Raw genomic sequence first — 20,640 nt, forward strand, 5'->3', positions numbered from 1 at the left:
GGCCGTCAGTCTGTGCCCATGATGTCGCTCACAGAATCGATCCGCCGCCGTGGCGGACTCGCCGCCACGTTCGAACTCTACGGCGACGGCCACACCCGCGCCGGGCTATCCGCGGCCGCGGCATCAGGCCTCATCATCCGCGTACGCCAGGGCTGGTACTCGACGCCCGACATCCACCCTCTGTTTCTCGAGGCGGCGCGGGTCGGTGGTCGGCTCACATGTCTGTCGGCGCTCGATGTGCAGGGCTATTGGAGCTATCCGACGCCCGATCTCCACGTGGCCGTCGCCCGGAACTCCTGCCGGCTCCGCTCTCGACGGAGCAAGACCACCCGCCTGGTCGAGTTGCAACATCCCCAGACCACGGTGCATTGGCGGGACGGTGGCGACGACGGTAGCCGCTTCACTCTGTCGCCGATCGCGAGCGTGGCCGACCTGATCGTGTGCCAGCCAGACGAGGTGATCGCGGCCGTGGCCGGTTCGGTGCTGCACAAGAGTCCCGGGCTCGCCGGGCAGTGGAGTCAACTAGTACTGCATGCGCCCGCCTCCATCCGCGGCCTTCTGGCATCGATCGACGGTGTGTGTGAATCGGGAACCGAGTCGCTGTTCCTGTTCCGTATCTCCCCACTGGGCATCCCGATCCGACGACAGGTGGTCATCGCGAGCGTCGGCCGCGTCGACTTCCAAATCGGCGAGCGTCTGATCGTGGAGGTCGACGGCGCCGAGTATCACACCGATCCCGTGAAGTTCGAGGCCGACCGGCGGCGGGACGCGGTGCTCAGCAGGCTCGGCTACCGCGTGCTGAGGTTCAGCTACCGGCAGGTGATGTTCGCCTGGGCCGAGGTGGAGGCCGCGGTGTTCGCCGCCGTGCTGCGCGGCGACCACCACTGAGCGGCCTATCCCTGGCCATCCGCATCGCGTCTGACTGCCAAATGAAGGAGAACCCTGCCTCTAGTCACACGTTCAACGGCTTGCGCGCCCCTTCGCCGAAGTTTCTCCTTCATTTGGCAGAACCACGGCGGGCAGGGGCGCGGCGGGGCGAGCGGCCAGCGCGAGGTCGGGCTGGTCGGCGAAGACGCCGTCGACGCCGCTCGAGTAGAGCAGCTCGAACTCGCGGCGCCAGTTTCCGTAGGCGAACACCTCGCCGCGCACACGGTTGTTCTTGGCGAGGAACTTGTTCTCCGCGCGCAGCGTCCAGCAGAAGACGATGAGCCCGGCGGCGTGGGCGCGCGTGACGAGGTCGGTGACGCCCACCGCGTTCTTGGTGAGGTCGAGTTTGAGCAGCAGCTTGCGGCTGACGCTCACCCCGTCGACCTCGGCGGCCAGGCGGGAGAGTCCGGCGGGCGTGAGGTGGTCGGCATAGGAGCGCGCCTTCCCTCCCGAGGAGGCCACGAGGTCGGCCGGGGCCCCCTTCGCCTCGGCGAGAAAGACCAGACGGCCCGGGATGCCCCGTGCGCGGATCTTGGTGAGCACCGACTGCTCGAAGCACTCCACGATCAGGTTGTCGGGTGTCGCCCAGCCGCGCACGGCGTCGGCGAACAGCTCGTCGAGCGGCAGTCCGATCGACTCGAAGTAGGTGGGGTGCTTGATCTCGGCAACGAGCACGAGCGGCCGGCGGGCCGACATCGTCGCCGCGTCGATGATGTCGAGCAGGTCGACGAGCCGCAGAATGCCCTCGTGCCCGTCGAAGCTCGAACTCGCCTGACGCACCGCTGGGATGCGCTCCGTCGCCCGCAGCGTCGCCAGCTCCGCCCAGGTGAAGTCCTCGGTGAACCAGCCGGTCAGCGAGACCCCGTCGATGACCTTGGTCGTCTTACGCGACACGAATTCGCTCCGCTTCGCGACATCCGTCGTTCCTGAGATCTCGTTCTCGTGCCGCAGCACGAGCACGCCGTCCTTCGACGCCACGATGTCGGGCTCGACCGCGTCCGCGCCCAGGGCGAAGGCGAGCTCGTAGGCCGATCGGGTGTGCTCGGGGCGGTAGCCGCTCGCTCCGCGGTGGGCGATGACGAGGGGGCGCGCGCTGGTGATCACGCCTTCACGCTACGCGAATAGGATTCTCGACATGGCCCGGTGCAGAAGTTGTTCAGCAGAACTTCAACCGGCGTGGAAGTACTGCATCTACTGCGGCGAGCGCGTCACCGGCGACATTCCGGCCGCGATCAGACCGGCGGATGGCGCGGCCGAGGCACCCGTGAGGCACGTCACCGCGCTCGGCCTCTTCGTCGGCGGACTCGTCGCGCTGCTAGTCGTCATCGGCGTCGTCAGCGTGCTGCTGCTAGCATTCTGACTACGCTCTGGGCGATCACTCCCTTTATTCAGGTGTCCTGAGCTAAAATCGGGCACGGGAGAAAATCTCCCGTCTAAGCCAAGGAAGAAAAGATGTCGAACCCCGCGTTCAATAACTCGCCCGTGTTCACAACCAAGGCCGTCGTGAACTCGACGACCGTCAACGGCAAGACCATGACGCCCAGCGAGCTCGACGAGCTCTACGGCCGTCCGTCGGCGACTCCCACCGACACCGACCGCATGACCTACGAGGACACGATCGTCAAGATCGTCATCGCCTTCGGGATCCTGCTCGCAGGTGCCGTGGTCGGTTGGATCGTTCCGGTCCTCGCCATCCCCGGCGCGATCATCGGCCTCGTGCTGGCGCTCGTCAACATCTTCAAGAAGAAGCCGTCGCGCGGGCTCATCCTCGCGTACGCGGCGTTCGAGGGTCTCTTCGTCGGAGGCATCTCGGCGATCTTCGAGCAGGCGTACGGCGGCATCGTCCCGCAGGCCGTCTTCGGAACGCTCGGCGTCGTCGGCGTGACGCTCGCCCTCTTCGCCACCGGCAAGGTCCGCGAGTCGAAGCGCGCCACACAGATCTTCACCGTCGCGATCTTCGGCTACATGGCCTTCCAGCTCGTGAACCTCGTTCTGGTCTGGACCGGCGTGCTCCCCACGTTCGGCGTCCAGAGCATGCACCCGCTGATCAACCTCGGCATCGGCCTCCTGGTCGTGCTGCTCGCCTCGTACTCGCTCGTGATGGACTTCACGTCGATCAAGCGCGGCGTCGAGGGTGGCGCACCGCGCATCTTCGGCTGGACGGCGGCCTTCGGCATCATGGTCACCGTCGTGTGGCTGTACACCGAGATCCTGCGCTTCCTGGCGATCTTCCGCCAGTAGCGGCAGCCGGCGAACGGCCTCTCTCCTTCGGGAGGGGGCCGTTTCCCGTTTAACGGGCACCTCATCAGTTCGGACGATTTGCGCCTCCTGGCGGCCCGCGAGACCCGCGGCCGACCTATCGTTGCGACATGTCCTCAAATCTTCTGAAGCTCCGACCGCGGTTCGAGCCGGCGGTCGGCGGGGTGTTCCTCGTCCTGTGGCTGGTGGGGGAGGCCGGGCGCGGATACGGCGGCTCCGGCCTCTTCGTGCTGATCGCGATCGCGGCGGCGATGGCGATCTCGCGGGTGCTGCCCGTTGTGGCGCTGGCTGTGGTCGCATCCGTGACCCTGCTGCAGGTGGTTGGTCTGATCCTGCCTCCCGTCTCCACGATGTGGCCGGTCAATCTGGGCGTGCTGTTCGTGGCGTTCGTGGTGGCGCACGAGGCGCCGAAGCGCGTCGCCTACGCCGCGCTGATTCTCGGTGTGCCGCTCTCGGCGTGCGCGGGCTACCTCCTCGGCACGAGGCTGAACCGTTGGACCGGGCGCGGGGCCGACGCGAACGAGATCATGTCGTTCATCACGACTTCGCTCATCACCCTCGGCCTGTACGCCGGCGCGTGGGCGATCGGCTTCGCCCTGCGGGCCAGCCTGCGCGAGCTGCGGGCGCTGCGGCTGCTGCGCACCACGACCGAGCAGCTCGACAGCGTCGAGGTGGAGTTGATGCTCGCCCACGAACGCGACCGGATCGCCCGCGACGTGCACGACGTGCTCGCGCACTCCCTCGCCGTGGTGATCGCCCAGGCGGACGGCGCGCGGTTCGCGAGCGTCGCCAAACCCCAGCTGACGGATGCGGCGTTCCATGCGATCTCCGACGCCGCGCGCGCCGCGCTGATCGACGTACGCACTCTCATCGAGGGTCTGCGCGAGGAGCCGGGCGACACCCCGCAGCCCGGTCTCGCCGACCTGGACCTGCTGTTCGTGCAACTGGGTGCGACCGGCATGACGGTCGACGCCCGGCACTTCGGCGACGCGAAGGCCATGACGCCGGCGCAGGAGCTCGCCGTGTACCGCATCGTGCAGGAGAGTCTCACGAACAGCCTCAGGCATTCCGGCGGGAAGCCCAGCGCGCGGCTGTCGTTCGACTGGCGAGGGCCAGGGCTCGCGCTGACCGTGACGAGCCGCGGCGACGTCGGCGGGCCGCAGTCGACCGGCGGGGGTCACGGCATCAGGGGGATGAAGGATCGCGCGCGTCTGGCCGGCGGATGGCTGACCGCGGGCGCATCCGAAGAACCGGAGAGCGAGTTCGTCGTGACGCTGTTCCTGCCGACCGGCGTCGAACGCGCCGTCGAACCCGCGCAGAGCGGGGCGGGCGCGTGAGGCAGGTGCGGGTCGCGGTCGTCGACGACCAACCGTTGTTCGTGTCGGGCATGCAGATGCTGATCGAGTCGCAGCCCGACCTGCAGTTCGCCGGATCGGCGGGGACCGGCCGGGGCGGCGTCGACCTCGTGGCCCGCGAGGCGCCGGACGTCGTGCTGATGGACATCCGGATGCCGGTGATGGACGGTATCGAGGCGACGCGGCTGATCGTGGCGAGCGGGTCGGCGACGCGGGTGATCGTGCTCACGACGTTCCAGCGCGACGAGGCCGTGTTCCGCGCGATCCGCACGGGTGCGAGCGGATTCATCACCAAGGACGCGACGCCGGAGTTCATCCTCGCCGCGATCGGCACCGTGCACGCCGGCCAGTCGGTGCTCGCCCCCGCCGCGACCTTCGACCTCGTCAAGCGTTACGCCACGCCGCGCGTGGACGCCGGCCGCCCGCTCGAGGTAGCCATCGCCGCGCTCACGCCGCGCGAGCGCGAGATCTTCCTGCTCGTCGCCCGCGGGCTCAGCAACGCGGAGATCGCCTCGGCCGCGTTCGTGAGCGAGGCGACGTCGAAGACGCACATCCGCAGCATCCTGAGCAAGCTAGGCCTGCAGAGCCGCATCCAGGTCGTGGTGTTCGCCTACGAGAACGGCCTGCTCGAATACTGAGGATTGCCCCGCGTCGAGCCATGCGGGAGAGTTGGGGCCATGGCCGCCGAGATCGAGACGAAGAATCCGCTGATCCCCGAGATCTACGACCTGGTCTGGGTGGCGACGCCGATCCTGTTCCTCGCTCTCACCGTCGTCGCTCTGGTGAGCTTCAGCCGCACCGCCCACCGGTCGATGACCGAGTTGTTCGTATGGCTCGCGATCATCCTGTTCGTGCCGGTGTTCGGCCCGATCGCGTGGCTGCTCGTCAAGTCGTCGCTGCGCAAAGCCCCGTCCGCCGTCGACACGGGCGCTCAGCCGGAGTAGTACTCCGTCGACTGCCTCAGCAGCTCGCCGATCGTGCTCATAGCCGGAATGACCACGGCCGCCGCGTAGCAGACGCCGATCACGACGACGAGCGACGCCCACGCCACGCGCATGCCTTCGAAAGTCTCGGTGTAGGCGTGGTGTCCACGCACGAACAGGTAGACGACCGGAAGCACCGCCAGGTAGGGCTGGGTGCGGGCAGCGTGACCGAGCTCCGCGAGCCGGGTCTGGTCGCCGCGCGCGAATTCGACCGCAAGCACCGTCGCGCCCACGGTGACAGCGACCACCGCGAGTATCGCGAGCTCACCTCCGACCGCAGACAGGACAACCACGTCCGCGACGAGTGGACCGCGCCATCGACCTGCGCCGTTCGGGGCAGTCGGCGCCGAAAAACGCCCCGATCGGCGCAGACCGTCGCACCGGAGACGCGAAAAGCGGGGCACCCTCTCGGATGCCCCGCCTTTCGTCGGTCCCTTCGACAGGCTCAGCCCTTCGACAGGCTCAGGGACCGGATGCTACTCCCACTCGATCGTCCCCGGCGGCTTCGACGTGACGTCGAGCACCACGCGGTTCACACCGGGCACCTCGTTCGTGATGCGGTTGGAGATGCGCGCGAGCACGTCGTACGGCAGGCGCGTCCAGTCGGCGGTCATGGCGTCTTCGCTCGACACGGGGCGCAGCACGATCGGGTGACCGTAGGTGCGTCCGTCGCCCTGCACGCCGACCGACCGCACGTCGGCCAACAGCACGACCGGGCACTGCCAGATCTCGTTGTCGAGGCCGGCGGCCGTCAGCTCGGCGCGGGCGATCGCATCCGCCTTGCGGAGCAGCTCGAGACGCTCACGGGTAACCTCGCCCACGATGCGGATCCCGAGGCCAGGCCCCGGAAACGGCTGGCGGCTCACGATGACCTCGGGCAGGCCCAGCTCGCGGCCGATGGCCCGCACCTCGTCCTTGAACAGGGTGCGCAGCGGCTCGACGAGCTTGAACTGCAGGTCTTCGGGCAGGCCGCCCACGTTGTGGTGGCTCTTGATGTTCGCGGTGCCCGATCCGCCGCCCGACTCGACGACGTCGGGGTAGAGGGTTCCCTGCACGAGGAAGTCGATCGACGCACCATCGCCGCGGGCTTCGAGCACGAGCGCCTCTGCGGCGCCCTCGAAGCTGCGGATGAACTCGCGGCCGATGATCTTGCGCTTCTGCTCGGGGTCGGTGACTCCGGCCAGGGCGTCGAGGAACTGGTCGACGGCGTCGACGGTGATCAGGCGCACACCGGTCGAGGCGACGTAGTCCTCCTCGACCTGGCGGCGCTCGTCCTGACGCAGCAGGCCGTGGTCGACGAAGATCGCGGTGAGCTGGTCGCCGATCGCCTTGTGCACGATCGCGGCGGCGACGGCGGAGTCGACACCGCCGGAGAGACCGACGATGACCTTCGACGTGCCGACCTGCTCGCGGATGCGGGCGACCTGCTCGTCAATGACGTTGGCGCTGTTCCAGTCGGCGGGGATGCCGGCCGCATCATGGAGGAAGTTCTCGAGGACCCGCTGGCCGAACTCCGAGTGCTTGACCTCCGGATGCCACTGGACACCGTACATCCGCTTCTCATCACTGGCGAAGGCGGCGACGGGCGTCGACGCGCTCGATGCGAGAACGGTGAACCCGTCCGGGGCCTTCGACACGGAGTCGCCGTGGCTCATCCAGGTGGTCTGCTCGGTGGGCTGGTCGCCCAGCAGGGTGGAGGTGCCCTCGGCGAGGGTGACGGCGGTCGAGCCGTACTCGCGCAGGCCGGTGTTCGCGACCTCGCCGCCGAGCTGCTGCGCCATCACCTGGAAGCCGTAGCAGATGCCGAGCGTGGGCACGCCGAGCTTGAGGATGCCCGGGTCGAGACTAGGCGAGCCGGTCTCGTAGACGCTCGAGGGTCCGCCGCTCAGCACGATGCCGATCGGGTTCTTGGCCGCGACCTCCTCGGCGGTGATCGTGTGCGGCACGATCTCGGAGTAGACGCTGGCCTCGCGCACGCGTCGGGCGATGAGCTGCGCGTACTGCGCGCCGAAGTCGACGACGAGCACGGGGCGCTGCGCCGTGGAGTTCGCCTGAGCCGGAGTTAGTTCGCTGATGGGATCGTCTCCACTTTCTGTGCGGATTGCAGGGTCGTAAGCTCCGCCACCGTCTGCGCGTGGACCCGGCGCTCGACGATGAAGGACAGGAAGGGCACCACGCCGCCGAGGGCGATGATGATGAATCGGGGGAAGGTCCAGCGCATGAGGCTCCACAGGCGGAAGTCGCTGTAGAGGTAGACGACGTAGAACCAGCCGTGCAGGATCAGGATGACCGTGGAGAGGTTGACGCCCTCGATCATCTCCTTGGGGGTGAGTGCGAGGAAGCCGTACGGCCCGTTCATCTCGATGTCGACGCCGAATCCGTAGCGGGTGACCATCATCAGCACGAGCAGCAGCAGGAAGGCGCCGGTGACGATCGAGGTGACCCGGTAGAGGCGAAGCGCGCTCCAGATCTTGGGAACGTTGGAGAGCTTCGGTTTGAGGGCCATTGCTCTAGTTTACGTGCTGCTCTTCGGCGAGCTCTTCCTGTTCGCGCTCCCACGCGTCCTTCACGAGGCGGAACCACAGGAACACCGCGAAGCCCGCGAACACCGCCCATTCGACCGAGTAGAAGATGTTGAGCCAGTTGACGGTCACCTCGGTGCTCGGGGCCGGGGCATCGATCTGGTCGAGTCCGGCCGGGGCCGCATCCGTCACCAGGTATCCCGCATAGACGGTCGTCGGAGGCGTCCCCCACTGGTTGACCAGCGCGGCCGTCGAGAGCGAGTTCTGCTCGCCGTTCTCGAAGTCGTCTTCCTGCGGCGCCTCGGTCGGCAGGTAGCGGCCGCGGAAGCTGTCGGGGGCGTCCCGCTCGAGCTGGGAGATCGCGGATGCCGCATCCTCCTCGGTCGCGGCCCAGCCGAGTGCCACGGCGAGAGACGCGCCCGCGCTCGGGCTGTCGGCGGCGGAGTCGTCGGCGAGCAGGTGGCCCACCACCCAGTAGCCGGGGGTTCCCTCATGCAGGCGCCCGCTGAGCGTGACGTACTCGTCGGGCAGGAGAGTGCCCTCGATCGTGACGATGCGGCCCGCCTCGGTGGTGCTCAGCGGCTTCTGCGGCTCGGCCAGCTCACCGAGCGGCACGGGCGTCTCGGTGGTCTCGTCGACCGGAACGCCGGCGTCGATGCTGCGCGACAGCTGCCACTGCCCGAGCGCGGCGAAGCCTCCTGCGATGGCGAGGCACAGCACGAGGGCGGCGATCCAGCGCGGTCTGCGCGCGAGTTCCCACATGGTCTAGTACTCCGGGTCGCGCTGGCGACCGGGCTTCTCGGCGTCGGACTGCTGTGCGGCCTGTTCGGCGATGGGGTCGGGCGCGGGCCGGTCGCCGTCGACGTCGTCGAAGAGGTCGTCGTCTGGGCCGGCCACGTCGTTGCCCGACATGGCCGCTTCGACGAGCGCGAAGTTCTCGTCGGCGGTGAGCGTGTGCTCGGCCTGTTTGGACGGGGACTTCTTCTTGGCGGGGAAGATGCGCGCGCCGATCTTCTCGGAGTTGACGGCGAGAACGGGTCCGATGATCGCCATGGAGAGCACGTAGAGACCCGCGAAGGGCGTGAGCCGGTCGTCGAGGCCGGCAGACACCGCGAGAGTCGCGAGGATGAGCGCGAACTCTCCGCGATTCTGCAGCATGGCGCTGGCGTTGAGCCCCTCGGCGGGTGTGAGCTTGTTCTGCCAGGCGATGAGCTGCCCGCCCGCGGTGTTCACGACGAGGGTCATCAGCACGGCGACGCCGACGGGCACGAGCACCGCGCCGAACGTCGACGGGTCGAGCGCGAGGCCGAAGTTGAGGAAGAAGAACGCGCCGAAGACGTCGCGCAACGGAAGCGCGAGCTGCTCGATGCGCCCGCGGAAGCGGGTGGCGCCGAGCACGAGGCCGATGAGGAACGCGCCGATCGCGTCGGAGACACCGAGCAGTTCGCCGATGCCGCCGAACGCGACGGCGAGTCCGAAGAACAGGATGGTGAAGAGCTCGTCGTCTTTCGTGCGCACGAGCCGGGCGACGACCTTGCCGCCGTACCTCGCCACCACGAACATAACGATGAGGAAGGTGAACGAGATCGCCAGCTGCAGGGTCACGGCCCAGACGTCGGCCTCTCCGCCGATCACGACGGCCACGATCGCGAGGTAGATGGCGATGAACACGTCTTCGAGCACCATGATGCCGAGGATGATCGGCGTCTCGCGGTTGGCCAGTCGGCGCAGCTCGATGAAGAGCTTCGTGATGATGGCGCTCGACGAGGCAGCCGTCATTCCGGCGATGATGAGCGCCTCCCGCGTCCCCCAGCCGATCCACATGCCGAGTGCGAAGCCGGCAGCCATGTTGATCGCGATGCGGGTACCGCCGGAGATGAGCAGCTTCCCGGCGTTGCCGTAGAACTCGTCCTGGTCGAACTCGAGCCCGAGGCTGAACAGCAGGAAGATGAGCCCGAACACCGCGATGAGTTCGACGTCGGCAGATTCGAAGCTGAGCGGGAAGAGATGGAAGTACGGGCTGGCGATGAGGCCGACGAGCATGTATATCGGGATGGCGGGCAGCCCGATGAGCTTGCCCAGCCGCCCGAAGACGTACGAGATGATGAACAGAAGTCCCAGAGTCAGGAGTTCTTCACCCAGGTGCACGGCTAGCCTCCTGGCGGGGAATCGACCGGCGTCTTCGCCTTGAACTCACCGGTGCGATAGAACGCGAACGCTTTTGCCACCTTCTCGGGCGAGCCGGCCACCACGAGGGTGTCGCCGGGGAAGACCTTGAAGTCGTCGGCCGGGGCGGGGTTCGCCGACTCGCCGCGCACGACGGCGACGACCGTGAGGCCGACGATGCCGCGGCTGGTCAGGTTGCCGAGCTCTTGCCCGGCTATGTGGTCTTCGTAGTCGACCGTGAACCAGTCGATCGAGAGTCCGGGGATCTGGTCGAGGCTCGAGAGCGACTCGGTGATGCGCGTGCCGCCGAGCAGCTCGGCGAGGGTGTGGGCCTCGTCTTCGTCGAGACGCAGCGAGACCTTGCTCGAGTCGCCGTCTTCGGAGTCCGCGAAGGTGATCAGGTCGCTGTGTCCCGAGCGGTGCGTGATGACGCCCACCTTGCCGCCGTCATCGGTCACAAAGGTGTGAAGCACACCAACACCGGGGAGTTTAACCCGCCGAACGTCGACCATGAGAGCACTCCTTGTGGGGTTTCGGGCAATTCCGACAGTCTACTGGAGCGACCCCGGGAGGGTGGTCGGGCTGTGCGCACTCCTGCGCGTGCTCGCGTGCCCGACGGCGTCCCGCCTGGCGGGTGCAATCGCTTTCGAGCCGCTTCCGGACAAATGACTCCGCCGCGGCGGACTCTTTTGCCCGGAAGCGGATCGCGAAACTCGGCTCGCGCCGGAAGCCGCTCGTTGCGCCGAAACCGGCTCACGAGACACGCCTTCGCCACGGACGCACACGCGGCCTCACCGAGACACGGCTTCTCCACAGGCGCGACTTCTCCACCGGTGCGGCTCTCGGCCTCGGCCGCACCGTCGGCGCGAGCAGGGTTGCGGGATGACTTCGAAACACACGTTCATTCTCAGTCGCGAGGCCGAGCGCCTCGGCTCCGACCGTGAACTCCGCCGCAAGTGCGCGGCCGGGCTGCTCTCGAGAGTCGCGCCCGGCGTCTACATGGAGAAGACCGAGTGGGCGTCGCTCGATCCCGACGAGCGCTACCGTGCGCGGGTGCAGGCCGCCTCTCTTCGGTCGCGCCCGGGCGCGCAGTTCTCGCACGACTCCGCCGCGGCGATGTTCCGCCTCCCTTCGCTCGGCCCGTGGCCCGCCAGCGTGCACGAGCTGGTGCCGCTGTCAGACGGTGGAACGTCGCGACGAGGTATCCGTCGACACGGCCTAGGCGTCGATCCCGCACCGGTGACGATCGACGGCGTGACAGTCACCTCGCTCCGACGCACCCTCGTCGACATCGCTTGCGCCGTTCCGCTCGTGCGGGCGGTGGCGATGCTCGATGAAGCCCTCCGCCCCGCGCGCAAGGGTGAACCTCGCTGGGAGCTCGGCCTGCCGCTCGTCACGAAGGCACAGCTGCTGGCGACGATGAGCGACCTCGCGCCCTACCGCGGACTCGTCGCCGCGCGTCGGGCGGTGGAGTTCGCGGACGGTGCGTCCGGTTCCCCCGCCGAGTCGCTCTGCCGCGTGCAGTTTCACGCCCTGGGCCTTCCCGCCCCCGAACTCCAACGCGAGTTCTTCGACGAGCAGGGCTCCATCGGCTTCGCCGACTTCTACTGGCGAGAGCTCGATCTCGTCGTCGAGATCGACGGCCGCGCGAAGTACGGGGCCGACCGCCACTTCCAGCGCGGCGCCTCCCTCGACGAGCTGGTGTGGCTCGAGAAGCAGCGCGAAGACCGCATGCGACGCGTGGTGACGGGCTTCGACCGCCTCGGCTGGGACGCGGTCAACGATCGTCGCGGCCTCGCGATGCGGATGGCGCGGCACGGGCTGATACCTACGCGAGCCGTTTCCGGCTAAATGACGCAGCCGCGGCAGGGCCAAACGTCCGGAAATGGCTCGCGCAGATGCGTCGGCTGCCGGGAGCGGCTCGCAGCGCCGGAGATTGCTCGCGCAGGAGGTCCGGCCGCGCACCCCCTACTTCGCGCTGATGTCAGGCGCCTCCAGCCGCACGCGGTCGGCGGACTCGTCGTCGGGCTGCTGCTGGCTCTCGATCTCGGCCTGCACGCGCTTGAGGTAGTTCGCCACCTCGTCGGCGGTGCGCTCGGCGTCCCATCCGAGCACCTCGCCCATGAGCGCGGCGGCGACCGGGGCGGCGGAGACGCCGCGGTCCCAGGCCTCGATCGAGATGCGGGTGCGCCGGGCGAGCACGTCTTCGAGGTGCAGCGCGCCCTCGTGCGACGCCGCGTAGACGACCTCCGCAGCGATGTAGTCGTCGGCGCCCGGCAGCGGCTCGATCAGCTCGGGCCGTTCGTGGATGAGCTCGAGCAGCTCGTAGCTGAGCGCCCCGTAGCGGTTGAGCAGGTGCTCGATGCGCACCTTGTGCACCCCGAACTGCTCCGCCAGACGGGAGCGCTTGTTCCAGGCCGCCTTGTACCCCTCGGCGCCGAGCAGCGCGATGTCCTGCGTCGTCGACGGCGGCACCTTGCCGTCGAGCGACGACACGGCCGCGTCGATCGCGTCCTTGGCCATGATGCGGTACGTGGTCCACTTGCCGCCGGCGACCACTACGAGTCCCGGCACGGCGTGCGCCACGACGTGCTCGCGCGACAGCTTCGACGTCTGCTCGCTCTCGCCGGCGAGCAGCGGTCGCAGTCCCGCGAACACGCCCTCGACGTCGTCGCGGGTGAGCGGCACCGCGAGGATCGCGTTCACGTGCTCGAGGATGTAGTCGATGTCGGCAGCGGTCGCCGCCGGGTGCGCCTTGTCGAGATGCCAGTCGGTGTCCGTCGTGCCGATGAGCCAGTGCCTGCCCCAGGGGATCACGAACAGCACGCTCTTCTCCGTGCGGAGGATCAGGCCGATCTTCGACTGGAACCTGTCGCGCGGCACCACGAGGTGCACTCCCTTCGAGGCGCGCACCTTGAACTGGCCGCGCTCGCCGACCATGGCCTGCGTGTCATCCGTCCACACGCCCGTGGCGTTGACGACCTGGCGGGCCTTGATCTCGAACCGCTCCCCCGTCTCGAGGTCGTGCGCGGTCACCCCGACGACCCGCTGGCCCACCTTGAGGAATCCCTCGACCCTGACCCGGGATGCCACGTGGGCGCCGTACGACGACGCGGTGCGTGCGAGCGCCGCGACGTACCGGGCGTCGTCGACCTGGGCGTCGTAGTAGGTGAGCCCGCCGACGAAGGCGTCGTTGGCGAGGCTGGGAGCTGCGCGCAGCATCTGCCGCTTGGTTAGATGGCGGTGATGCGGCACCCCGGGCGGGCGTCCCCCGCTGTAGCTGAAGATGTCGTAGAGGAACATGCCGGCGCCGATGTAGAAACGCTCGTAGACCGGCTTGGAGAGCGGGTAGAGGAACCGCACCGGCTTCACGAGGTGCGGGGCGATGCGTTGCAGCAGCAGGCCGCGTTCGATGAGGGCCTCGCGAACGAGCCGGAAGTCGAGCTGTTCGAGATAGCGGATGCCGCCGTGCACGAGTTTCGACGAGCGGCTGCTCGTTCCCGACGCCCAGTCGCGCGCCTCCACCATGCCGACGGTCAGGCCGCGGGTGACGGCGTCGAGCGCGCTGCCCGTGCCGACGATGCCGCCGCCCACCACGAGGATGTCGAGTTCGACCGTCCTCAGAGCCTCGATGGCGTCGGCGCGTTCCTCTGGACCGAGCTTGGATGAGCGGGCAACTGACCGTGGTGCTGACATCTTCGTCTCCTCGTCAGGGCCTCCGCTGGAGGCTCTGGAGGCGCCGCTTTCAGACTAACTCTGCTGATACGGGGCGACAACTACCTCGACGCGCTGGAACTCCTTGAGGTCGGAGTAGCCGGTGGTGGCCATCGAACGTCGGAGCGCGCCCATGAGGTTGACGCGGCCGTCGGCGACCGACGAGGGCCCGTTGAGGATCTCGGCCAGCGGAGCGAGGGTTCCGACGTGCACGCGGTTGCCGCGCGGAAGCTCGGAGTGGTGCGCCTCGGCACCCCAGTGGTAGCCGCCGCCGGGGGCGTCCGTGGCGCGGGCCAGCGTCGAGCCGAGCATGACCGCGTCGGCTCCGACCGAGATGGCCTTGACGATGTCGCCGCTGGTTCCGAGGCCGCCGTCGGCGATGACGTGTACGTAGCGGCCGCCCGACTCGTCCATGTAGTCGCGACGTGCGCCCGCGACATCCGCTACCGCCGTCGCCATGGGAGCGTGGATGCCGAGGCTGGCGCGGGTCGTGGATGCTGCGCCGCCGCCGAAGCCGACGAGCACGCCGGCGGCTCCCGTGCGCATGAGGTGGAGCGCCGCCGTGTAGGTGGCAGCGCCGCCCACGATCACGGGGACGTCGAGCTCGTAGATGAACTTCTTGAGGTTGAGCGGACCGACCGACTTGGAGACGTGCTCGGCGCTCACCGTGGTGCCGCGAATGACGAACATGTCGACTCCGGCCGCGACGACCGTCTCGTAGAACTCCTGGGTGCGCTGCGGGCTGAGCGCTCCGGCGACGGGCACTCCGGCGGCGCGGATCTGCGCGAGGCGGTCGCGGATCAGCTCGGGCTTGATCGGCTCGGCGTAGATCTCCTGCATCCGGCGGGTCGCGACCTCGGGTGCGAGCGTGGCGATCTCGGCGAGCAGCGCGGTGGGGTCGTCGTACCGGGTCCAGACGCCCTCGAGGTCGAGCACGCCGAGGCCGCCGAGGTTGCCGATGGTGATCGCGGTCTCTGGGCTCACGACGGAGTCCATCGGGGCGGCGAGCACGGGGATCTGGAAGGTGTAGGCGTCGATCGTCCAGCTGATGGACACGTCCTGCGGGTCGCGCGTGCGCCGGGAGGGCACGATCGCGATGTCGTCGAAGGCGTACACGCGGCGGGCGCGCTTGGAACGGCCGATCTCGATGTCACTCACCCCGCAAGCTTACCGGCGCGGCGCGGGTGCCGAGTCGGTCCCGCCTCGGCACGACCCTAAACTGAGAATTGCACCATCGACTGTTCTACGGGGGAACCATGGCCGACATCCGCAGCTTTCCATTCGCACGCCACCTGAGGTCGATCCCCACGAGTCACATCGTGCACGCGCAGCGCGGCAAGATCGTGCACAGCGGACCGGGGATCTCGTTCTGGTTCCGCGCGCTCAACGCCGCGATCAGCGAGGTGCCCGTGGCCGAGTCCGAGCTCTCGGTCGTCTTCGGCGCCCGCACCCTCGACTTCCAGGAGGTCAGCGTGCAGGCCACGGTCACCTACCGCTTCGGCGACCCGACGGTCGCCGCCGGCCGCATCGACTTCTCGATCGACCCGTACAACGGCCGTTGGCTCGGCAAGCCCCTCGAGCAGGTCGGCACGCGCATCACCGAGCTCGCCCAGCAGTACGCGGTCGAGCACATCTCCACGGTGAACCTGGTCGGCCTGCTCGGGCAGGGCGTGCCCGCCGTGCGCTCGGTGACGACCGCGGGCCTCGCCGGCGACGCGCGTCTCGCCGAGACGTCGATCATCGTCATCGGCGTCCGCATCGTGTCCATCCGCCCGCAGGCCGACCTCGAGCGCGCGCTCGAGGTGCCGGTGCGCGAGCGCGTGCAGCAGGACGCCGACAAGGCCACCTACGAGCGCCGTGCGATCGCCGTCGAGCGCGAACGGGCCATCGCCGAGAACGAGCTGCAGAGCAAGATCGAACTGGCCACCCGCGAGGAGCTGCTGGTGCGGCAGGAGGGCGCGAACGCCCAGAAGCGCGCCCAGGAGGAGGCCGCGACCCGGCTCATCACCGTCACGTCGCAGGCGGAGGAGCAGTCGGTGCAGGCCAAGGCCGCGGCGTCCCGCGTGCAGATCGAGTCGACCGTGCGCGCCGAGTCGACCCGCACGCTCGGCGCCGCGAACGCCGAGGCCGAGACCGCGCGGCTCGCCTCGTACAAGGGCATCGACCCGGCCGTGCTCACCGCGCTGGCGATGCAGAGCCTCGCGGAGAACCTGCCCAGCATCGGCACGCTGAACCTGACGCCCGACATCCTCACGGAGGCGCTCACCCGCATCGCCGCAGCACCCGCGGCCGCGGCATCCGCCCCCTCTTCCGAGAAATAGCGGCGAACGGTGGCACTCGCCGCGCGCGTCGTGATCGTGCACCGCCGCTCGGAGTACACGGAGCTGCTCGAGCGGCACGCCACCTACGGGCAGGCAGAGTTCTTCCTGCGCGAACGCGGCCGGTCGATCGACGACGTCCGCGAGCGCCACGAGGTGCTCGAGGAGGCGATGCACGAGGTCTCCACCCGCCTGCCGAACGACGTGCGGCAGGCGCGCCTCGAACGCTCCGAGCTCGACCGCTTCCTGTTCGGACCCGAGGACATCGTGATGCCGATCGGGCAGGACGGACTCGTCGCGAACGTCGCCAAATACCTCGGCGGCCAGCCCGTCATCGGCATCAACCCCGAGCCCGACCGCAACCCGGGTGTTCTCGTGGCGCACAGGCCGCTGGATGCCACGGGCCTGGTGCAGCACGTGCGGGCGGGCCGCGCCACCATCCAGGCGCGTGCGATGGTGCAGGCGACCCTCGACGACGGCCAGTCGCTCGAGGCGCTCAACGACCTCTACATCGGCGACAGCGGGCACCAGTCGGCCCGTTACACGGTGACGGTCCCCGATCGCGGCTCGGAACGGCACTCGTCGTCGGGCATCATCGCCGGCACCGGCACGGGCAGCACCGGGTGGTCGTCGTCGATTGCGAGCGACCGCCACATCGAGCGGCGGCTGCTGCCGTCGCCCGTCTCGACGGATATCTCGTGGTTCACCCGCGAGGCGTGGCCGTCGATCGCCACCGGTGCCGAGCTCACCGGCGGGGTGCTGCTCGACGGCAAACGTCTGGAGCTGCTCGTCGAGAGCGACCGACTCGTGGTGTTCGGCGACGGCATCGAGCGCGACTACCTGATCGCGGGCTGGGGCCAGCGGCTGAGCGTCGGCCTGAGCGAGCGACGGCTCAACCTGGTGGTGCCGACCGTCTGACGCCGGTCACGCACGGTCGCGCACCACGCGCGCCTCGTCCCACACCGGCTCGTTCGACTCGTAGACGTTGCCGTCGGAGCCGAACACCACGTACCGGTCGAACGAGCGGGCGAACCAGCGGTCGTGGGTGACCGCCATCACGGTGCCCTCGAACCGGCCGAGGGCCTCCTCGAGCGCCTCGGCGGAGACCAGGTCGAGGTTGTCGGTCGGCTCGTCGAGCAGCAGCAGGGTGACGCCGCTGAGCTCGAGCAGCAGGATCTGCAGCCGCGCCTGCTGGCCGCCGCTGAGCGACTCGAACACCTGCTCCGCCGACTCGACGAGTCCGTAGCGGTCGAGGGCGCGGCTCGCGGCCTCGCGGGCGAGGCCCCGGCGGTTGTCGTCGCCGCGGTGCAGGATGTCGAGCAGGGTGCGTCCGAGCAGGTCGGGATGCTCGTGCGCCTGCGCGAACCAACCGGGCACGACGCGTGCCCCGAGCTTCGCGCGGCCGGTGTGCGGAACGGGGTCGAGGGTCGCGCCCACGCTGGTGAGGTGGCCGTGCAACGGTTCGGGCTCGCTGCCGCCGAGGGCGAGCAGGCGCAGGAAGTGCGACTTGCCCGACCCGTTCGACCCGAGCACGGCGACGCGTTCGCCGAACCAGACCTCGAGGTCGAACGGACGCATGAGCCCCGTGAGCTCGAGCTGCTCACAGACGACCGCGCGATTGCCGGTGCGGGCACCCTTCAGGCGCATCCGCAGGTCTTGTTCGACCGGGCGTTCCTGCGGCGGCCCGACCTCTTCGAACTTGCGCAGCCTGGTGAGCGCTGCCTGGTAGCGCGAGGCGAAACCGTCGTTCGCGGTGGCCTTCACCTTGAGGTTCGCGACGAGCTGCTTGATGCGCACGTGCTGTTCGTCCCAGCGGCGTCGCAGCTCGTCGAGGCGGGCCATGCGGTCGTCGCGGGCGGAGTGGTAGCCGGCGAAGCTGCCGCCGTGCGTCCAGGTGCTGTTGCCCGCCGCGCCCACCTCGAGGGTGATGATGCGGTCGGCGGCTCTGGCGAGCAGCTCCCGGTCGTGGCTCACGAGCAGCACCGTCTTCGGGGTCGCCCGCAACGCCTCCTCGAGCCAACGCTTGCCGGGCACGTCGAGGTAGTTGTCTGGCTCGTCGAGCAGCAGCACCTGCTCGGGTCCGCGCAGCAGCGCCTCCAGCACGAGCCGTTTCTGCTCTCCGCCGCTCAGCGTGGTGAGCTCGCGGTACTTGGCGCGTTCGAAAGGGATGCCGAGCGCCGTCGTGACACAGGTGTCCCACACCGTCTCCTGGTCGTAGCCGCCCGCGTCCGCGTAGTCGGCGAGCGCCGTGGCGTAGGCGAGCTGATTCACGGTCGTGTCGTCGTCGATGAGGGCGAGCTCGGAGGCGTCGAGGGCGAGGCTGGCCTGGCGCACGGCCTCGGGCGAGACGGACACGAGCAGGTCGCGCACGGTGGAGGTGTCACGCACGTGGCCGACGAACTGGTCCATGACGCCCAGGCCGCCGTCGATCGAGATGGCGCCCGAGTCGGGCTTGATCTCGCCGCGGATGAGCCGCAGCAGCGTGGACTTGCCCGCCCCGTTCGCCCCGATCAGGGCCGAGGTGGTGCCCTCGCCGACCCGGAACGAGACCTCGTCGAGCAGCGGCCTGCCGTCGGCGAGAGAGTAGGAGACGGTGTTGACGTCGATGTAGCCCATGCGCGGTGCTCCAGAAGAAGGGTGCGCCGCCCGAGTGGGCAGCCGACCAGACTACCCCAGACCAGCGGGGCAACCTTTCGACGTTTAAGCGGTCGCTCAGGGTAGAAACCCTGCCCCTCCGCTCGACGACCAGTGCGCAGGGGCAAGGAATCGACGCTGACGGGCTGCGTGAAGGTCGAATCCTTGCCCCTCGGGTCGGAGGCGGGTGCGGGCGCGCAAAAGGGGCCGGCCCCGAAGGACCGGCCCCTTACGGATACCGCTAGCGCGTGTAGTTCGGCGCCGCGACGACCATCTGGATGTCGTGCGGGTGCGACTCCTTGAGTCCGGCGGCGGTGATGCGCACGAACTTGCCCTTCTGCTTGAGCTCCGGGATCGTGCGCGCACCGGTGTAGAACATCGACTGGCGCAGCCCGCCGAGCAGTTGGTACGCGACGGCGGAGAGCGGTCCGCGATAGGGCACCTGGCCCTCGATGCCCTCGGCGATGAGCTGCTCGTCGGAGGGCACGTCGGCCTGGAAGTAGCGGTCGCGCGAGTACGACGTCTTCTTGCCGCGGGTCTGCAGCGCGCCGAGCGATCCCATGCCGCGGTAGTTCTTGAACTGCTTGCCGTTGACGAAGACCAGGTCGCCCGGGCTCTCGTCGCAGCCGGCGAGCAGCGATCCGAGCATCACGGTGTCTGCACCCGCGACGATGGCCTTGGCGATGTCGCCCGAGTACTGCAGGCCGCCGTCGGCGATCACGGGGATGCCGACCTCGCGCGCCGCGAGGGACGCCTCGTACACGGCGGTCACCTGCGGAACGCCGACACCTGCGACGACGCGCGTGGTGCAGATCGATCCGGGGCCGACACCGACCTTGATCGCGTCCGCCCCCGCGTCGATGAGCGCCTGCGCGCCGCTGCGGGTGGCGACGTTGCCGCCGATGACGTCGATGTGGGCGAAGTCGGCGTCGCTCTTCATCCGGCTGATCATGTCGAGCACGCCCGCCGAGTCGCCGTTGGCGGTGTCGACGACGATGACGTCGACCCCGGCCTCGTTGAGGGCCACGGCGCGGTCCCACGCGTCACCGAAGAAGCCGATGGCGGCGGCGACTCGCAGCCTCCCCTCGTCGTCCTTCGTGGCGTTGGGGTACTTCTCGCTCTTGTCGAAGTCCTTCACGGTGATGAGGCCGCGCAGCTTGCCCTCGCCGTCGATCAGCGGGAGCTTCTCGATCTTGTGCTGGGCGAACAGCGAGATAGCGACATCGGAGCCGACACCGACGGGAGCGGTGATGAGTCCCTTGGTCGTCATGACGTCGCGCACATACGTGGTGTGCTTCTCGAAGTCGGAGACGAAACGCATGTCGCGGTTGGTGATGATGCCGACGAGCCGGCCGTCGGCCTCGACGACGGGGAGACCCGAGACACGGAATTCGCCGCAGAGCGCGTCGACCTCGGCCACCGTGGCATCCGGAGTCGTCGTGACGGGATTCGTGATCATGCCGCTCTCGCTGCGCTTGACCTTGTCGACCTGGGCGGCCTGGTCGTCGATCGACAGGTTGCGGTGCAGAACGCCGATGCCGCCGTTGCGGGCCATGGCGATCGCCATACGGGCCTCGGTGACGGTGTCCATCGCCGCGGAGAGCAGCGGGGAGGCCACGGTGATGCGCCGGGTCAGGCGGGTCGCAGTGTCGGCCTCGCTCGGGATCACGTCGGTGTGCCCCGGCAGCAGCATGACGTCGTCGTAGGTAAGTCCAATGAAGCCGAAAGGATCAGGCTGGTCCATGAGTCCCCTTGTAGGAAA

Annotated in this window: 20 protein-coding genes; 9 read left to right on the forward strand and 11 right to left on the reverse strand. The window is 68.8% G+C overall.

What is annotated here, in order from left to right:
• Positions 1 to 18: 18 nt before the first annotated feature.
• A complete protein-coding gene (locus ABIE21_RS11175; protein ID WP_354024896.1) occupies positions 19 to 888 on the forward strand; it encodes an endonuclease domain-containing protein in 870 nt (289 codons plus the stop codon).
• Between the two features lie 72 nt (positions 889 to 960).
• On the opposite strand, the gene ABIE21_RS11180 is transcribed toward ABIE21_RS11175, so the two are convergent.
• Positions 961 to 2,031, reverse strand: a complete 1,071-nt coding sequence (locus ABIE21_RS11180) for a glycerophosphodiester phosphodiesterase family protein (protein ID WP_436232329.1) — start codon at positions 2,029 to 2,031, stop codon at positions 961 to 963.
• Positions 2,032 to 2,062: 31 nt separating this feature from the next.
• Between ABIE21_RS11180 and ABIE21_RS11185 the strand changes: the two genes are divergently transcribed.
• From ABIE21_RS11185 to ABIE21_RS11205, 5 genes are all read left to right on the forward strand, one after another.
• On the forward strand, positions 2,063 to 2,287 hold the full coding sequence (locus tag ABIE21_RS11185; protein WP_354024897.1) for a zinc ribbon domain-containing protein: 225 nt from the start codon (positions 2,063 to 2,065) through the stop codon (positions 2,285 to 2,287).
• A 92-nt stretch (positions 2,288 to 2,379) separates the two neighbouring features.
• On the forward strand, positions 2,380 to 3,168 hold the full coding sequence (locus tag ABIE21_RS11190; protein ID WP_354024898.1) for a Bax inhibitor-1/YccA family protein: 789 nt from the start codon (positions 2,380 to 2,382) through the stop codon (positions 3,166 to 3,168).
• A gap of 128 nt (positions 3,169 to 3,296) precedes the next feature.
• The gene (locus ABIE21_RS11195) at positions 3,297 to 4,523 is read left to right on the forward strand and encodes a sensor histidine kinase (RefSeq protein WP_354024899.1); all 1,227 of its coding nucleotides are present in this window, start codon (positions 3,297 to 3,299) and stop codon (positions 4,521 to 4,523) included.
• Positions 4,520 to 5,179 carry a response regulator transcription factor gene (locus ABIE21_RS11200; RefSeq protein WP_354024900.1) on the forward strand — a complete coding sequence of 220 codons (660 nt, stop codon included), beginning with the start codon at positions 4,520 to 4,522 and terminating at the stop codon, positions 5,177 to 5,179. The genes ABIE21_RS11195 and ABIE21_RS11200 overlap by 4 nt, the downstream gene beginning before the upstream one ends.
• Before the next feature lie 39 nt (positions 5,180 to 5,218).
• Positions 5,219 to 5,485 carry a PLD nuclease N-terminal domain-containing protein gene (locus ABIE21_RS11205; protein ID WP_354024901.1) on the forward strand — a complete coding sequence of 89 codons (267 nt, stop codon included), beginning with the start codon at positions 5,219 to 5,221 and terminating at the stop codon, positions 5,483 to 5,485.
• Here ABIE21_RS11205 and ABIE21_RS11210 read toward each other — a convergent pair.
• The 6 genes from ABIE21_RS11210 to ABIE21_RS11235 all read right to left on the reverse strand — a co-directional run bounded on the left by ABIE21_RS11210 (position 5,473) and on the right by ABIE21_RS11235 (position 10,685).
• Entirely contained in the window at positions 5,473 to 5,817 is a 345-nt protein-coding gene (locus ABIE21_RS11210) for a hypothetical protein (protein ID WP_354024902.1), read from the reverse strand. The two genes, ABIE21_RS11205 and ABIE21_RS11210, sit on opposite strands and share 13 nt — an antisense overlap.
• A 183-nt stretch (positions 5,818 to 6,000) precedes the next feature.
• Entirely contained in the window at positions 6,001 to 7,551 is a 1,551-nt protein-coding gene (guaA, locus tag ABIE21_RS11215; RefSeq protein WP_354024903.1) for a glutamine-hydrolyzing GMP synthase, read from the reverse strand.
• A 35-nt stretch (positions 7,552 to 7,586) separates the two neighbouring features.
• The gene (locus tag ABIE21_RS11220; RefSeq protein WP_354024904.1) at positions 7,587 to 8,030 is read right to left on the reverse strand and encodes a DUF3817 domain-containing protein; all 444 of its coding nucleotides are present in this window, start codon (positions 8,028 to 8,030) and stop codon (positions 7,587 to 7,589) included.
• 4 nt (positions 8,031 to 8,034) lie between these two features.
• Entirely contained in the window at positions 8,035 to 8,808 is a 774-nt protein-coding gene (locus tag ABIE21_RS11225; RefSeq protein ID WP_354024905.1) for an SURF1 family protein, read from the reverse strand.
• Positions 8,809 to 8,811: 3 nt separating this feature from the next.
• Positions 8,812 to 10,194 carry a cation:proton antiporter gene (locus ABIE21_RS11230; protein WP_354024906.1) on the reverse strand — a complete coding sequence of 461 codons (1,383 nt, stop codon included), beginning with the start codon at positions 10,192 to 10,194 and terminating at the stop codon, positions 8,812 to 8,814.
• Between the two features lie 2 nt (positions 10,195 to 10,196).
• Positions 10,197 to 10,685 carry a cation:proton antiporter regulatory subunit gene (locus ABIE21_RS11235; protein ID WP_354024907.1) on the reverse strand — a complete coding sequence of 163 codons (489 nt, stop codon included), beginning with the start codon at positions 10,683 to 10,685 and terminating at the stop codon, positions 10,197 to 10,199.
• Between the two features lie 409 nt (positions 10,686 to 11,094).
• On the opposite strand from ABIE21_RS11235, the gene ABIE21_RS11240 reads away from it, so the two are divergent.
• The gene (locus tag ABIE21_RS11240; RefSeq protein WP_354024908.1) at positions 11,095 to 12,063 is read left to right on the forward strand and encodes a hypothetical protein; all 969 of its coding nucleotides are present in this window, start codon (positions 11,095 to 11,097) and stop codon (positions 12,061 to 12,063) included.
• A gap of 117 nt (positions 12,064 to 12,180) precedes the next feature.
• On the opposite strand, the gene ABIE21_RS11245 is transcribed toward ABIE21_RS11240, so the two are convergent.
• Together ABIE21_RS11245 and ABIE21_RS11250 are read right to left on the reverse strand one after the other, a co-directional pair.
• Positions 12,181 to 13,908, reverse strand: coding sequence for a glycerol-3-phosphate dehydrogenase/oxidase (locus tag ABIE21_RS11245; RefSeq protein WP_354024909.1), 1,728 nt, complete (start codon positions 13,906 to 13,908; stop codon positions 12,181 to 12,183).
• Between the two features lie 54 nt (positions 13,909 to 13,962).
• Positions 13,963 to 15,084: a GuaB3 family IMP dehydrogenase-related protein gene (locus ABIE21_RS11250; RefSeq protein ID WP_354024910.1), complete on the reverse strand. Its 1,122-nt coding sequence runs from the start codon at positions 15,082 to 15,084 to the stop codon at positions 13,963 to 13,965.
• 68 nt (positions 15,085 to 15,152) lie between these two features.
• On the opposite strand from ABIE21_RS11250, the gene ABIE21_RS11255 reads away from it, so the two are divergent.
• Both ABIE21_RS11255 and ABIE21_RS11260 read left to right on the forward strand, forming a co-directional pair.
• Entirely contained in the window at positions 15,153 to 16,247 is a 1,095-nt protein-coding gene (locus ABIE21_RS11255) for an SPFH domain-containing protein (RefSeq protein WP_354024911.1), read from the forward strand.
• Positions 16,248 to 16,256: 9 nt separating this feature from the next.
• Positions 16,257 to 17,162 (forward strand): hypothetical protein, encoded by a 906-nt coding sequence (locus ABIE21_RS11260; protein WP_354024912.1) that lies wholly within the window; start codon positions 16,257 to 16,259, stop codon positions 17,160 to 17,162.
• 6 nt (positions 17,163 to 17,168) lie between these two features.
• On the opposite strand, the gene ABIE21_RS11265 is transcribed toward ABIE21_RS11260, so the two are convergent.
• Positions 17,169 to 18,860 (reverse strand): ABC-F family ATP-binding cassette domain-containing protein, encoded by a 1,692-nt coding sequence (locus ABIE21_RS11265; RefSeq protein WP_354024913.1) that lies wholly within the window; start codon positions 18,858 to 18,860, stop codon positions 17,169 to 17,171.
• Between the two features lie 259 nt (positions 18,861 to 19,119).
• The gene (guaB, locus tag ABIE21_RS11270; protein WP_354024914.1) at positions 19,120 to 20,622 is read right to left on the reverse strand and encodes an IMP dehydrogenase; all 1,503 of its coding nucleotides are present in this window, start codon (positions 20,620 to 20,622) and stop codon (positions 19,120 to 19,122) included.
• Positions 20,623 to 20,640 lie beyond the last annotated feature (18 nt).

Origin of the sequence: Conyzicola nivalis (genome assembly GCF_040548875.1) — a bacterium.
GTDB classification, from domain to species: domain Bacteria; phylum Actinomycetota; class Actinomycetes; order Actinomycetales; family Microbacteriaceae; genus Conyzicola; species Conyzicola nivalis_A.